Consider the following 13,471-nt stretch of genomic DNA (forward strand, 5'->3'; position numbering starts at 1 on the left):
CCGCGTGAGAGGGCCCGGGCGGACGATCAGGGCATCAGGTCGCCGTCCTCGTCGAGCCGGTCGAGCACCTCGGTGTACGTGAGCTGCTCGAGGTCCTCGCCGAGCTCGTCCCACCTGCGCGGCGCGGCGACCGTGGGCCGGGCCCGCCCACGCAGCGAGTAGGGCGTGATCGTCGTCTTCGCCGCGTGGTTCTGCGACCAGTCGAGCAGCACCTTGCCGCGGCGCAGGGACTTGGTCATGGTGGCGGTGACGGTGCGGCGGTGGTCCTTCGCCAGCCCCTCGGCGAGGCCGCGGGCGTACTCGCGGACGGCGTCCGCGTCGCTGCCGAGCGGCGTCCCGTCGGTCAGGTCGACGTACAGCTGCATGCCCTTGCCGCCGCTGGTGACGGGGACGGGGTCGTGCAGGCCGTCGTCGGCGAGCCGCTCGGCGACGAGGTGGGCGAGCTCGGAGCACTCGGGCAGTCCGGTGCCCTCGCCGGGGTCGAGGTCGACGACGAGGCGGTCGGGGTCGGCGGGGCGGCCGTCGTCCCCGACCCGCCACTGCGGGGTGTGCAGCTCCAGCGCCGACAGGTTGCTCGTCCACACCAGCGACGGGACGTCGTCCAGCAGCGGGTAGGTGATGGTGGTGCGGCCGCTGTCGGAGTCCCGCGGGGACGTCGGCAGCGTCGCGGTGCGCACCCACTTCGGCGTGCCGGGGGGGACGTTCTTCTCGAAGAACTGCTCCGGGTCGCCGGTGCCGTGCGGCCACCGGATCCGGGTGACCGGCCGGTCTGCGAGCTGGCGCAGCAGCGGGTCGCTGACGCGCACGTAGTAGTCGATGACCTCGGCCTTCGTCGTGCCGGTGCTCGGGTACAGCACCTTCTCGAGGCTGGTGAGGCGCATCCGCCGCCCACCGACCTCGACCACCTGCGGGTTCTGGTCGACCACCCGCCGGACGCTACCGCCGCGGGCGGCGGTGGGCGCGTCGCCGTTGACGGCGGCGTCGCGGAGGGCCACGGTGGGGCTCGTCCCGCCCCGGTCGGGTGACGCGGCGGCGGGTCCGGGTGGTGGGTCTCGAGACGGGATCGGCTGATGGCGACGACGGACGTGTCGACGGGCAGGGACCAGTGGGGCACCAAGCTGGGCTTCCTGCTCGCGGCGATGGGCTCGGCGATCGGGCTGGGCAACATCTGGCGGTTCCCGTACGTGGTGTACGAGAACGGCGGTGGGGCGTTCCTCATCCCGTACTTCGTGGCGATCGCGACGGCGGCGCTGCCGATCCTGGTGCTGGAGTACTCGATCGGGCACCGGTTCCGGTCGGGCGCCCCGCACGCCTTCCGGCAGATGCGCCGCGGGTGGGAGTGGCTCGGCTGGTGGCAGGTGGCGGTGGCCTTCCTCATCGCCACGTACTACGTGGTGATCCTCGGCTGGTGCCTGTCGTTCGTGTGGTTCGCCGTCGGGCAGCAGTGGGGTGACGACACGGCGGCGTTCTTCATCGGCGACTACCTGCAGACGTCGCAGGGCGGTGCGCCGGAGGGGTTCTGGCAGGTCGGCGCCCCGGTGCTCGGGGTGCTGGTGCCGCTGCTGGTCTCGTGGGCGCTGGTGTACGCGATCCTGCGCGGCGGTGTCCGGCGCGGGATCGAGCGCGCCGCCCGCGTGCTGATGCCGCTGCTCGTCGTCCTGCTGCTGGTGCTCGTGCTGCGGGGGGTGACCCTCGACGGCGCGGCCGAGGGGCTGGACGTGCTGTTCACCCCGGACTTCGGGGCGCTGGCCGACCCGACGGTGTGGATCGCCGCGTACGGGCAGGTGTTCTTCTCGATGAGCATCGCGTTCTCGATCATGATCGCGTACGCGAGCTACCTGCCGCGCAGGACGGACCTGACGAACAGCGCGTTCGTCGTGGGCCTGGGCAACGCGAGCTTCGAGTTCCTCGCGGCGATCGCCGTGTTCTCGGTGCTGGGCTTCCTGGCCGTGTCCTCGGACGCGGCGGTCACCGAGGTGGCGGGCAGCGGCGGCGTGGGCCTGGCGTTCATCGCGTTCCCGCAGATCATCAACACGCTGCCCGGCCTCAACGGCCTGTTCGGGGTGGTCTTCTTCCTGACCCTGTTCTTCGCCGGCCTGACGTCGATGGTGTCGATCCTCGAGCCCGGGATCGCCGCCGTCCGGGAGAAGTTCCACCTGAGCCGGCGCACCGCCGTGAACGTGCTGGTCGGCGCGGCGGTCGTCCTGAGCCTGCTGTACGCGACGAGGGGTGGGCTGTTCTACCTCGACACCGCCGACCGGTTCCTCAACAACTTCGGCCTGGTCACGGCGGGTCTGCTCGAGGTGGTGCTCGTCGCCTGGGTGGCCCGCGAGCTGTACGAGCTGCGCGACCACGCGAACCACTTCTCGCACATCAGGCTCGGCTCCTGGTGGACGGTGTCGCTGATGGGGATCACCCCGGTGCTGCTGGGGTTCATGACGGTCTACAACCTGTGGACCGAGGTGAACGAGCCGTACGGCGGCTACCCGGTCAGCGGGCTGATCGCGGTCGGCTGGGGGGCGGTGGCCCTGACGCTGGTGGCGGCCGTCGTCCTCAGCCAGGTCCGCAAGGACCTTGAGATGCGCACGGAAGGAGGCTCGGGATGGGAACGTCCGCGGTCGTGATGCTCCTGGTCGGGGCGGTGTTCCTGTGGGGCGGCTTCCTGCTGGCGGCGGTGACGTACTGGCGCTCGTCGAAGCGGGACGCCGGTCTGCCGGACGACGAGACGGGCCCGCCGCCGACCCGTCCGGCCGGTGACGGCGCGGGGTGACCACGTACGTCGCGCTGCTGCGCGGCATCAACGTCGGCACGGCCAACCGGGTCGCGATGGCCGACCTGCGCCGGGTCGTCGCCGACGCCGGTGGCCGCGACGTGGTGACGTACGTGAACAGCGGCAACGTCGTCCTCGAGCACGACGAGCCGGACGACGCGGCGCTGGGCGCGCTGCTGGAGGCTGCCGTCGCCGACGCGCTCGGGGTCTCGCCGCGCGTCCTGGTCCGGTCCGCGGCGGAGCTGGACGACGTCGTCGCCGCCAACCCCTTCCCGGACGAGCCGGACCCGAAGAAGGTCCACGCCGTGTTCCTGCCCGGGCCCTTGGAGGACGCGGCGGTGGCGTCCGCCCGCGAGGCGCAGGAGGCGGCCGCGCAGCGGGGGAGCCGTGACCGGGTCGAGGTGGTCGGCCGGGTCTCCTACCTGCACACACCGGACGGGCTGGGCCGCAGCATCCTGGCCGACCTGCTGAGCCGCCGCGCGGGGCCGTCGGCGGTGGGGACGGCGCGCAACTGGTCGACCGTCACCCGGCTGCAGCGGCTGTGCGCCGAGCGCCGTCCGTGACCACCCCGACGTCGACGGCGTCCTGACGGGCCGCCCGGCGCCCGGCGGCGACGAGCGCCGTCCCGATCCCCAGGTACAGCGGGTGGAAGAACGACAGCTCCCGCAGGAACCCCATCTGCACGACGATCCAGCCGATGGTCGCGGCGCCGGCGACCTGGGTGGCCGCGCCGGTCCACGTCGACCCGCGCCACGCCAGCACGGCGGCCGCGGTCGTGGGGACGGCGACGACCGCGCCGAGCGCGACACCGCCGAACGCCGGGCTGTCGAACGGCAGCCGCTCCACCAGGTGGTCCGGGAACTGGATCCCGCCGCCGACGAGGCCCACGACCCCGCCCCAGGCGGACACGGCGACCGCACCGCTGAACGCGGCGAGCCCCCGGTGGCAGGGGGCGGTGGGACGGCGGTGGGTGGCGAGCGTGGTCATGTCGGCCTCCTTCGCGGTCACGACCAGCCTGCTCGTCAGGGACGTCGCCGCGTCAGGGTCGAACGCCCCCGTTGCTGTTCATGGATGCAGGTCGGCGGCGTCCAGGTCGGTGCGCACGCCCTTGTAGGCGGGTTGGCGGAGCCGGCCGCCGCTGCTGAAGCCGAGGTGCTCGACGTCCACGAGCAGCTCGGGGCGCACCCAGACCGCTCCCGCGGCGTCCACGCGCGGGACGTCGTCCACGAACGGCGACCCGTCGGCGGCCAGCGGCCTAAGCAGCGGCGCGAGCAGGCGGTGCGCGGCGGGCCCGATGCCGGCTCCGACCCGGCCGAGGTAGCGCACGCCGCCGTCGGACCCGGGGGCGCCGACGAGCAGGGACCCGACGGTCGTCGTGGTGTCCGTCTGCGGACGCCACCCGCCGACGACGACGGTGCGGCGGTGCCGGTGCGGCGACTTCACCCAGTCCGGGCTCCGCCGGCCGGGCTGGTACGTCGACGACAGCCGCTTCGCGACGACCCCCTCCAGGCCCTGCTCCTTCGTCGCGGCGAGCAGCACGTCGCCGTCGGGGAACCACGGGGACAGCTGAGCCACCCCGGGCAGCGTGAGCCGCTCGAGCGTCGCCCGCCGTTCGGACAGCGGCCGGGAGGTCAGGTCCACGCCGTACAGGCGCAGGACGTCGAACACCATGAACGAGACCGGGACGCGCTTGGCCGCCGCGGCCGCCCGCCGCCGGTCCCGCACGTGCAGCCGCTCGGCCAGGACGGGGAACGACGGGACCCCGGCCGGGTCGAGCGCGACCACCTCGCCGTCGAGCAGGACGTCCTGCAGCTCGGCGAGCGCGGCGAGCTCGGGGAAGGACACGGTGACGTCCCGGTCGTTGCGCGACGTCAGCCGGACGCCGGCCTCGGTGACGTCGGCGAGGACGCGCATCCCGTCCCACTTCACCTCGTACACCCACTCGCCGTCCCCGGCGCGGGCGCCACCACGCGTCCCGGGAAGTGCGCCCGGAACGGGTGTCGGGGTGGCGAGCATGTGACGCACGGGTCCATCCTGCCGGGGTGAGAGCGATCTGGAAGGGCGCCGTCTCCTTCGGCCTGGTCAACGTCCCGGTGCGGGTGTACGCGGCGACCGGCGAGAAGGACGTGAAGTTCCACCAGGTCCACGAGGAGGACGGCGGGCGGATCCGCTACAAGCGGGTGTGCAGCGTGGACGGCGAGGAGGTCCCGTACGCCGAGATCGCCAAGGGGTACGAGACGGAGGACGGCGAGCTCGTCGTCCTGACCGACGAGGACTTCGCGGACCTCCCCCTGACCACGAACCGGGAGATCGAGGTCGTCGAGTTCGTCCCCGCCGACCAGGTCGACCCGATCATGTTCGCCAAGTGCTACTACCTCGAGCCCGACAAGACGGCCGCCAAGCCGTACGCGCTGCTGCGCGAGGCCCTCACGGAGACCGACCGGATGGCCGTGGTGAAGGTCGCCCTGCGCCAGCGGGAGACGCTCGCCGTCCTGCGGGTCCGCGACAAGGTGATCTGCCTGCAGACGATGCTGTGGCCGGACGAGGTGCGCGCCGCCGACTTCGACGTCCTCGACGCCGACGTGGACCTCAAGCCCGCCGAGCTCACGATGGCGTCGTCGTTGGTGGAGTCCCTCGCCTCCGACTTCGACCCGGACGAGTTCAGCGACGGGTACACCGAGGCGCTGCAGGCCGTCATCGAGGCGAAGATCAGCAGTGGCGAGGTGCGCCAGCCGCAGGTCGAGTCCGAGGACGAGGGCAAGGGCGGCGCCGAGGTCGTCGACCTGCTGACGGCCCTGCAGCGCAGCGTCGAGAAGGCCAAGGCCTCGCGGGGCGAGTCCTCCGACGCGTCGGCGTCCGACGAGGGGGACGAGGCGCCGGCGCGCGGTGCCTCGAAGCGCTCCGGGACCACGGGGACGAAGACGTCCGCCGCGAAGAAGACCACCGCCAAGAAGACCACCGCGAAGAAGTCCACGGGCTCGGCAGCGAAGAAGGCCACCGCGAAGAAGAGCGCCGCGAAGAAGTCCACGGGCTCGACGGCGAAGAAGTCGACGGCGAAGAAGTCCACCCGCAAGAGCGCGTGATGCCGGCCCGCCGCGGCAGGTGGGCGGCCGGTGCGGCCCTGGCGGTCGCGGCGACCGCTCTCACCGCCTGCGGCGGGGACGAGCCCGGGGGTGCGGACACGGAGATCGTCGTGCCGCCGGGGGTGACGGTGGAGCTCGTGCAGTACCGGCGGGACGAGGCCGAGCGCCGCCTCGCCGTGAAGGTGCGCAACGGCGGCGACGAGCCCGTGCGGGTCACGTCCGTCGAGCTGTCGGCGGAGGCGGTCACCGGCAGCGGGGCCGTCCGCGTGGACGACGTGGTCGCGCCCGGCGGGGCCGTCGACCTGCGCGTGGCGTACGGGGACGTGCGGTGCGACGCGGACGTGGGGGCACCCGTCGTCCGGGTCGGGTTCGACGGTCGTGAGCCGGTGCGGGTCGGCCCCGTGACCGGCGAGGAGGTGCTCGAGCGGGTGGTGCGACGTGAGTGCGCGGAGGACGACGTGGCGCGGGCCGCGGAGCTGTCGTGGCTGCCGTGGGACGGCGGGGGCGGGCCGGACGGGCTGACGGACGGCGTGCTGCGGGTGCACGTGCGGGGCGAGCGGCCGGTCACGGTGTCCGAGATCCAGGGCACGACCCTGTTCACGGTCGTCGCCGCGGGGACGCCGGTCACCGCCGGGCCGGGGCAGACGCTCGACGTGCCCGTCCAGGTGGTCCCGGCGCGCTGCGACCCGCACGCCGTCGGGGAGAGCAAGCGCGGGTACCACTTCGGCGTGCGGGTGCACGTCGGCGAGCCTCCCGACGAGACGTCCGGCGAGGGGGCGAGCGGCACGCTGGTGCCCGTCGTCCCGGACGAGATCGGCCGCGCCGTGCTGGAGAGCATCCTGCTCGTGCACTGCGGTCTCGACTGACTGCGGGGCCGGCAGGTGCGCTCAGTCGGCGGGTGACCCGATGGCCCCTCGGGCGGGGGTGGACGACGTGGCGTGCGCGGCGACCCACTGCGCGACGAGCTCCCGGGCCTGCGGGGACACCTCGTGGCCGACCCCGGGCAGGACCCGGACGTCGAGCGTCGCGTTGGGCGCGATCGCCGGCAGGTCGGCGAGGGGCCGGAAGCCGGTGAAGAGGTACGGCACCACCTCGACGCCGGCGACGGGCACGGCGTCGTCCAGCTCCCCGGCCAGGTGCAGGGCGGAGAACGCGCCGGGGCACTCGGCGACGGCGATCGTCCCGTTGACCACCGCGATGTCCTGGACGACGTCCGGGTGCTCGCACGCGACCCGGTAGGCGAGCATGCCGCCGTTGCTGTACCCGACCAGCAGCACGTCGGAGGCCCCCTGCGCGAGCAGGCCGCGGGCCAGCCAGGTGACGTAGGCGACGTCGTCCACCCCGGAGCGGGCCGCCGACCCGCAGCAGCCGCCGGCGTTCCACGACGGCCGGGGCCCCAGGCCCGCGGGGAGCACCACGGTCACGTCACCGGCGTCGACCCAGTCGCCCACTCCGAGCCGGTCGACCGTCTCGGTCGGGTTGCTCGTGTACCCGTGCAGGGCGATGACGGCGGTCGGCTGCACCGGCCCGCTGGGCACCCTCAGCACGGGTCGCTCGGCGAACGGGACGGGCTCGACGAACGGGTCGGGCGTCGGCGGCGCGGCCTGCCGCGGTGGGGCCGCGCCGGTGGTGCCGACGGCGACGAGGGCGCCGACGACGGCGACCGGCACCAGCCACCCCCACGCCGCCCTCACTGCGCCGCCCTCACTGCGTCGATCTCACTCCGTCGATCTCAGGCACCCCTCACCGGCCCATGGTGCACGACGGCGGGCGGTCGGGCTGAGACCACCAGCGGGCCGGCGCCGTCGCGGCCGGCTCGCAGGGGTGCGGACGGTGCCCGCGTGGGTCAGGATGCGTCGGTGAGCCGCATCGCCTCCGTGGCCCCGGCCCTGCCAGCGCACCGCTACGCCCAGCACGAGATCACCGACGTGCTGGTCGACCTGGTGCCTCCCGACGAGACGTCCCGCGCGGTGATGCGCCGCTTCCACGAGGCGGCGGGGGTGCGGCACCGGCACCTGGCCCTCCCGCTGGAGCGGTACGCCGCCCTCGACTCGTTCGGTACCGCGAACGACGCGTTCATCGAGATCGGGCTCGACCTGGCGGAGCGGGCCGTCCGCGACGCCCTGGACGGCGCGGGACTGGGTGCGCAGGACGTCGACCTGCTGCTCGTGACGTCGGTGACCGGCGTCGCGGCCCCCTCCCTGGACGCGCGGCTCGTCAGCCGGCTGGGCCTGCGGCCGGACGTCAAGCGCATCCCCGTCTTCGGGCTGGGCTGCGTGGCGGGCGCCGCCGGGATCGCCCGGCTGCACGACTACCTGCGCGGTGACCCCGCCGGCGTGGCGGTGCTCGTCAGCGTCGAGCTGTGCTCCCTGACGGTCCAGCGGGACGACGCGTCGACCGCCAACCTCGTCGCCAGCGGGCTGTTCGGGGACGGCGCGAGCGCCGTCGTCCTCACCGGTCGCGACCACCCCGGGGGCCGCGCCGGGCCGCCGGGGCGGGCGCGCCCGGACGTCGTGGCGACGCGCAGCCGGATGTACCCCGACACCGAGCGGGTGATGGGCTGGGACGTCGGCGGCTCCGGCTTCCGGATCGTGCTGTCGGCCAGCGTCGCCGACGTCGTCCGGGCCAACCTGGAGAAGGACGTCACCGGCTTCCTCGCCGACCACGACCTGACGGTCGGTGACGTGCGCCGGTGGGTCAGCCACCCCGGCGGCCCGCGGGTCCTGGAGGCCGTGCAGGAGGCGCTGAGCCTGCCGGACAGCGCGCTGCGCCGCTCCTGGGAGTCGCTGGCCACCGTCGGCAACCTGTCGTCCTCGTCGGTCCTGCACGTCCTCGGCGCCACGCTGGACGACGAGCCGCCGGACCCCGGCGCGCACGGGCTGCTGCTGGCCATGGGCCCCGGTTTCTGCGCGGAGCTGGTGCTGCTGCGCTGGCCCGAGGAGGCGCAGGCGGCGTGAGCGGCGAGGTGTGGTTCACCGTCCTCGTCCTGGCGGTCGCGCTGGAGCGCCTCGCCGAGCTCGTCGTGTCGAAGCGGAACGCGGCGTGGGCGTTCGAACGCGGCGCGTACGAGCGCGGTCAGGGGCACTACCCGCCGATGGTGGTGCTGCACACGGGTCTGCTCCTGGCGTGCCTGGTCGAGGTGTGGTGGGCCGACCGGCCGTTCGCCCCCGCCCTCGGGTGGACGATGCTGGCGCTCGTCGTGGCCTCGCAGGCGCTGCGCTGGTGGTGCATCGCGTCCCTGGGGCGGCGCTGGAACACCCGCGTCATCGTGCTGCCCGGGGAGCCGCTGGTGACCCGCGGCCCGTACCGGTGGGTGCCGCACCCGAACTACGTCGCGGTCGTCGTCGAGGGGCTCGCGCTGCCCCTCGTGCACTCGGCGTGGGTGACGGCGGCCGCCTTCACCGTCCTGAACGCCGTGCTGCTGCTGGGCTTCCGGGTGCCGACCGAGCGTCGGTCGCTGGACGAGGCGGCGGCCGCGACCGCGTCCGGCCGCCCGCCGTCGCCGTCGCGGCCGTGAGCCCGCGCGACCGCGGTGACCGCTCCGCCGCGGACCTGGTCGTCGTCGGCGGGGGGCCCGTCGGCCTGGCCGCGGCGACCTCAGCCGCGCTGCGGGGGCTGGACGTCGTCGTCGTCGAGCCGCGCCCCGGTCCGGTGGACAAGGCCTGCGGTGAGGGCCTGATGCCGGGGGCGGTCGCCGCGCTCGCGGAGCTCGGCGTCCGCCCGGTGGGCCGGCCGTTCACCGGGATCAGCTACGTCGCCGCGGACGGCTCCGCCGGCGGCCGGCACGCCTTCGCCGCGGGCCCGGGGCTGGGGGTGCGCCGGACGACGCTGCACGAGGCCGTGGACGCGCGGGCACGCGAGGTGGGCGTGCGCGTCGTCGGCGACCGGGTGGTGGCGCTGGCGCAGGACGGCGCGGGGGTGGCGGTCGGTCTCGCGGGCGGGGGCTCGCTGCGCGCCCCGTGGGTGCTGGCGTGCGACGGGCTGCACTCGCCGACGCGCGCGCTGCTCGGTGTGCGGGCCCGCTCGGACGGTCGCCGGTACGGGCTGCGCCGGCACGCGCGGGTGGCCCCGTGGTCGACGGACGTCGAGGTGCACTGGTCCGCCGACGCCGAGGCGTACGTCACCCCGGTCGGGCCGCGGGAGGTGGGGGTCGCGGTGCTGGCCCGTGCCGGACGCGACCCCCGCCGGCTGCTCGACGGCTTCCCGGTGCTCGCCGACCGGCTCGCCGGCGCCGCGTGGTCGAGCCCGGCCCGCGGTGCCGGGCCGCTGCTGCAGCGGGTGGACCGCCGGGTGGCGGGGCGGGTCCTGCTCGTCGGGGACGCCGGCGGGTACGTGGACGCGCTGACCGGCGAGGGTCTGCGCGTGGGCCTGGCCGGCGCGCGGGCCGCCGTCGACGCCGTGCTCGCCGGCGACCCCGCCCGGTACGAGGCGGCGTGGTGGCGGCTGACCCGCGAGTACCGCCGGCTGACGTGGGCGCTGGTGACCGCGACCCGCCTCGCCCCGGTGCGGTCGGCGCTGCCGTGGGCCGCCGGGCGGGTGCCCGCGGTGATGGGACGGGCGGTGGAAGCGCTGGCCGGGTGACGGGGTGACGGGAGGACGGCGCGGCCGGGGTGCGGGCCGGTCGGTCCCGGCCCGCTGTGGCAGAGTTTCCGCGCCGGGCCAGGCGCCGGTGACGACGGAGGGTGGGGTGCACGGGTGAGCACGCAGGGCAAGGCGCTGCACGTGTCGGCGCGCCTGGAGAACCACCTGCACGACCTCGCCGAGCGGCGGCTGTCACGACGCGGCTGGGTGCCCGCGATCAAGGCCTACACCGGTTACGGCGCCCCCGGCTGGGTGCGGGTGATGTGCCGGGTGCTGCTGACCCGGCCCGACGCCACCCCCCGTGAGGACCGTGGGTCGGTGCGTGGCTGGCGCAGCTTCGCGACGACCGCCGTCACCGACACCGAGGTCGTCGTGGAGGTCGGCGAGCGCCGCCACGTCGTCCGCACGGACCGGGGCGGGTACGTCGACGCGGTGGTGGCGTCCGACCTCGCCCCCGGCTGGCAGGAGGTCCGGCTGCGGACGGCGGGCGCGGAGCCGGCTCTGTCCCCGGTGCGGGTCGTGGGTGACGAGACGACGTTCGGCGTCGTCAGCGACATCGACGACACGGTCCTGGTGACGTCGCTGCCGCGGCCGATGCTCGCCGCCTGGAACACGTTCGTCCTGGACGAGCACGCGCGCGCCCCCGTCCCGGGGATGGCGGTGCTCTACGAGCGGCTCGTGACCCGGCACCCCGAGGCGCCGGTGCTGTACCTGTCGACGGGCGCCTGGAACGTGGCGCCCACCCTCACGCGCTTCCTCGACCGGCACCTGTACCCGCCGGGGCCGCTGCTGCTCACCGACTGGGGGCCGACCCGCGACGGGTGGTTCCGCAGCGGCCGGGCGCACAAGCGCGCCCAGCTCGCCCGGCTCGCGCAGGAGCTGCCGCAGGTGCGCTGGCTGCTCATCGGGGACGACGGCCAGCACGACCCCGAGCTGTACGCGGACTTCGTCGCGGCGCACCCGGGCAACGTCGCGGGGGTGGCGATCCGGCACCTGTCGCCGACCGAGCAGGTGCTCGCCAGCGGCCTGCCGGTGCCTGCGGACTCCGGTCCGCGGTCGGCGCAGGTGCCGTGGGTGTCCGCGCCGAACGGGGCGGCGCTGTCGGAGAAGCTCGTCGAGGTCGGTCTGCTGTGACCTCGTCCCCTCCCGGTGCCGGCGGGACCGGGGCCGCGGACCGCACCGACCCGTCGTCCCACCCGCTGCGCCGGCTGTGGCAGCGGTACCGCTCGCACCGGGGTCGGGTGGTCGCGGCGGTCGCGGCGACCACGGTCAACAAGGTCGCCGACGTCATGCCCGAGCTGCTCATCGGCGCGGCCGTGGACGTCGTCGCCCGCGGCGGCGACTCGTTCGTCTCCGGCCTGCTGGGGGTCGAGTCGCGGTTCGCGCAGCTCGCGTGGATCGCCGCCATCAACGTCGTGGTGTGGGTGGTCGAGTCGATCAGCGACTACGTCGCCCAGGTGCTGTGGCGCAGCCTGGCCCAGACGGTGCAGCACGAGATGCGGCTCGAGGCGTACGACCACGTCCAGCACCTGGACCTGGCCTGGCACGAGCGGCGCACGTCCGGCTCGACGCTGTCGGTGCTCAACGACGACGTCAACCAGCTCGAGCGCTTCCTCGACGTGGGGGCGTCGGCCCTGCTGGCGCTGGCGCTGAACGTCGTCATCGTCGGCGGGGTGTTCGCGGTCAGCTCGTTGCAGCTGACGGTGCTGGCGTTCCTGCCCATCCCCGTGATCGTCGCCGGGTCGCTGTGGTTCCAGCGACGGCTGGAGCCGCTGTACGCGCGGGTGCGGGCCGCGGTGGGGGAGCTGTCGGGCACCCTCGCCGGCAACCTCGGCGGCCTGCCGACGATCAAGGCGTTCACCGCCGAGGACCGTGAGACCGAGCGGGTCCGGCGGGTCTCGGAGGAGTACCAGGAGGCGAACCGGGTCGCGATCCGCTCGTCGGCGGCGTTCGTGCCGCTGATCCGGATGGCGATCCTCGTCGGGTTCACCGCCTCGCTGCTGCTCGGTGGCTGGGCGGTGCTGAACGGGGACCTGGAGATCGGCATCTACACGGTGCTGGTGTTCATGACCCAGCGGTTGCTGTGGCCGCTGACCCGGATCGGCGAGGTGCTCGACCTGTACCAGCGCGCGATGGCGTCGACCCGGCGGCTGCTGGCGCTGCTGGCGGAGCGGCCGCAGGTGCTGCCCGGGGGGCGGTCGCTGCCGGCGGCGCCGACGGGCGGCGTCGAGCTGCGCGGGGTGAGGGCCGGGTACGACGACGGGCCGGACGTGCTCAAGGGCATCGACCTCGTCGTCCCGCCGGGGCAGGTGCACGCCGTCGTCGGCTCCACCGGTGCGGGCAAGTCGACGCTGCTGAGGCTGCTGCTGCGCTTCTCCGACCCGCGCGCGGGGCAGGTGCTGCTGGACGGCGTGGACGTGCGCGAGCTGGGCTGGGAGTCGCTGCGCGGCGCCATCGGCTACGTGGCGCAGGACGTGTTCCTCTTCCACGGCACGATCGCGGACAACATCGCGTACGGCGCGCCGGACACCACCCGCGAGCAGGTCGTCGAGGCCGCCCGGCTGGCCGCCGCCCACGACTTCGTCGTCGGCATGCCCGACGGGTACGACACGGTCGTGGGGGAGCGGGGGCAGACCCTCTCGGGGGGCCAGCGCCAGCGCCTCGCGCTGGCCCGCGCGATCCTGCGCGACCCCGCCCTGCTGGTGCTGGACGAGGCGACGTCCGCGGTGGACAACGAGACCGAGGCGGCGATCCAGCGCTCGCTGGCCACGGTGTCGCGGGGGCGCACGACGGTGATGGTCGCGCACCGGCTGTCGACCGTCCGGACGGCGGACCGGATCTGGGTGCTGGACGCCGGCCGCGTCGTGGAGGCGGGCACGCACGACGAGCTGCTGGAGGCCGGCGGGGCGTACGCCCAGCTGTGGTCGGTGCAGACGGGCGCGTACGCGTCGGCCCCCGGCTCGTACGAGCCGGCCCCGGGCACGCCGTAGCGCACCCGGGGCCGTCAGGCAGCCGCCGGCCGGGTCAGCGGTCGCGA

The 13,471-nt window shown here is 74.8% G+C and carries 14 protein-coding genes; 10 read left to right on the plus strand and 4 right to left on the minus strand.

From position 1 onward, the window contains the following. Positions 1-26 precede the first annotated feature (26 nt). Positions 27-995: a non-homologous end-joining DNA ligase gene (gene ligD / locus ACYVQV_RS14295; protein WP_461023981.1), complete on the minus strand. Its 969-nt coding sequence runs from the start codon at positions 993-995 to the stop codon at positions 27-29. A 75-nt stretch (positions 996-1,070) separates the two neighbouring features. On the opposite strand from ligD (ACYVQV_RS14295), the gene ACYVQV_RS14300 reads away from it, so the two are divergent. From ACYVQV_RS14300 to ACYVQV_RS14310, 3 genes are read left to right on the plus strand one after another with little or no spacing between them, the layout of a single operon-like run. Further along, positions 1,071-2,624: a sodium-dependent transporter gene (locus ACYVQV_RS14300; protein WP_461023982.1), complete on the plus strand. Its 1,554-nt coding sequence runs from the start codon at positions 1,071-1,073 to the stop codon at positions 2,622-2,624. Further along, a complete protein-coding gene (locus ACYVQV_RS14305) occupies positions 2,603-2,770 on the plus strand; it encodes a methionine/alanine import family NSS transporter small subunit (RefSeq protein WP_461023983.1) in 168 nt (55 codons plus the stop codon). Before ACYVQV_RS14300 ends, ACYVQV_RS14305 begins: the two co-directional genes overlap by 22 nt. Beyond that, a complete protein-coding gene (locus ACYVQV_RS14310) occupies positions 2,767-3,333 on the plus strand; it encodes a DUF1697 domain-containing protein (protein ID WP_461023984.1) in 567 nt (188 codons plus the stop codon). Before ACYVQV_RS14305 ends, ACYVQV_RS14310 begins: the two co-directional genes overlap by 4 nt. On the opposite strand, the gene ACYVQV_RS14315 is transcribed toward ACYVQV_RS14310, so the two are convergent. Together ACYVQV_RS14315 and ligD (ACYVQV_RS14320) are read right to left on the minus strand one after the other, a co-directional pair. Then, complete coding sequence (locus ACYVQV_RS14315; RefSeq protein ID WP_461023985.1) at positions 3,293-3,778, minus strand: hypothetical protein; 486 nt, start codon at positions 3,776-3,778, stop codon at positions 3,293-3,295. The genes ACYVQV_RS14310 and ACYVQV_RS14315 overlap by 41 nt on opposite strands. 57 nt (positions 3,779-3,835) lie before the next feature. Next, complete coding sequence (gene ligD / locus ACYVQV_RS14320) at positions 3,836-4,786, minus strand: non-homologous end-joining DNA ligase (protein ID WP_461024021.1); 951 nt, start codon at positions 4,784-4,786, stop codon at positions 3,836-3,838. A 26-nt stretch (positions 4,787-4,812) separates the two neighbouring features. Between ligD (ACYVQV_RS14320) and ku the strand changes: the two genes are divergently transcribed. Both ku and ACYVQV_RS14330 read left to right on the plus strand, forming a co-directional pair. After that, the gene (gene ku / locus ACYVQV_RS14325; protein WP_461023986.1) at positions 4,813-5,853 is read left to right on the plus strand and encodes a non-homologous end joining protein Ku; all 1,041 of its coding nucleotides are present in this window, start codon (positions 4,813-4,815) and stop codon (positions 5,851-5,853) included. Further along, a complete protein-coding gene (locus tag ACYVQV_RS14330) occupies positions 5,853-6,719 on the plus strand; it encodes a hypothetical protein (protein WP_461023987.1) in 867 nt (288 codons plus the stop codon). Before ku ends, ACYVQV_RS14330 begins: the two co-directional genes overlap by 1 nt. Positions 6,720-6,740: 21 nt before the next feature. Here ACYVQV_RS14330 and ACYVQV_RS14335 read toward each other — a convergent pair whose 3' ends face one another. Beyond that, complete coding sequence (locus tag ACYVQV_RS14335; protein ID WP_461023988.1) at positions 6,741-7,547, minus strand: alpha/beta hydrolase family protein; 807 nt, start codon at positions 7,545-7,547, stop codon at positions 6,741-6,743. A gap of 165 nt (positions 7,548-7,712) precedes the next feature. Between ACYVQV_RS14335 and ACYVQV_RS14340 the strand changes: the two genes are divergently transcribed. The 5 genes from ACYVQV_RS14340 to ACYVQV_RS14360 all read left to right on the plus strand — a co-directional run bounded on the left by ACYVQV_RS14340 (position 7,713) and on the right by ACYVQV_RS14360 (position 13,424). Next, positions 7,713-8,810 (plus strand): type III polyketide synthase, encoded by a 1,098-nt coding sequence (locus ACYVQV_RS14340; RefSeq protein WP_461023989.1) that lies wholly within the window; start codon positions 7,713-7,715, stop codon positions 8,808-8,810. Beyond that, complete coding sequence (locus ACYVQV_RS14345) at positions 8,807-9,370, plus strand: isoprenylcysteine carboxyl methyltransferase family protein (protein ID WP_461023990.1); 564 nt, start codon at positions 8,807-8,809, stop codon at positions 9,368-9,370. Before ACYVQV_RS14340 ends, ACYVQV_RS14345 begins: the two co-directional genes overlap by 4 nt. Continuing rightward, entirely contained in the window at positions 9,367-10,434 is a 1,068-nt protein-coding gene (locus tag ACYVQV_RS14350) for an NAD(P)/FAD-dependent oxidoreductase (RefSeq protein WP_461023991.1), read from the plus strand. The genes ACYVQV_RS14345 and ACYVQV_RS14350 overlap by 4 nt, the downstream gene beginning before the upstream one ends. Positions 10,435-10,587: 153 nt before the next feature. Continuing rightward, complete coding sequence (locus tag ACYVQV_RS14355; protein WP_461024022.1) at positions 10,588-11,568, plus strand: App1 family protein; 981 nt, start codon at positions 10,588-10,590, stop codon at positions 11,566-11,568. Next, positions 11,565-13,424: an ABC transporter ATP-binding protein gene (locus ACYVQV_RS14360; protein ID WP_461023992.1), complete on the plus strand. Its 1,860-nt coding sequence runs from the start codon at positions 11,565-11,567 to the stop codon at positions 13,422-13,424. The genes ACYVQV_RS14355 and ACYVQV_RS14360 overlap by 4 nt, the downstream gene beginning before the upstream one ends. Positions 13,425-13,471 lie beyond the last annotated feature (47 nt).

This window comes from Thalassiella azotivora (genome assembly GCF_054781695.1).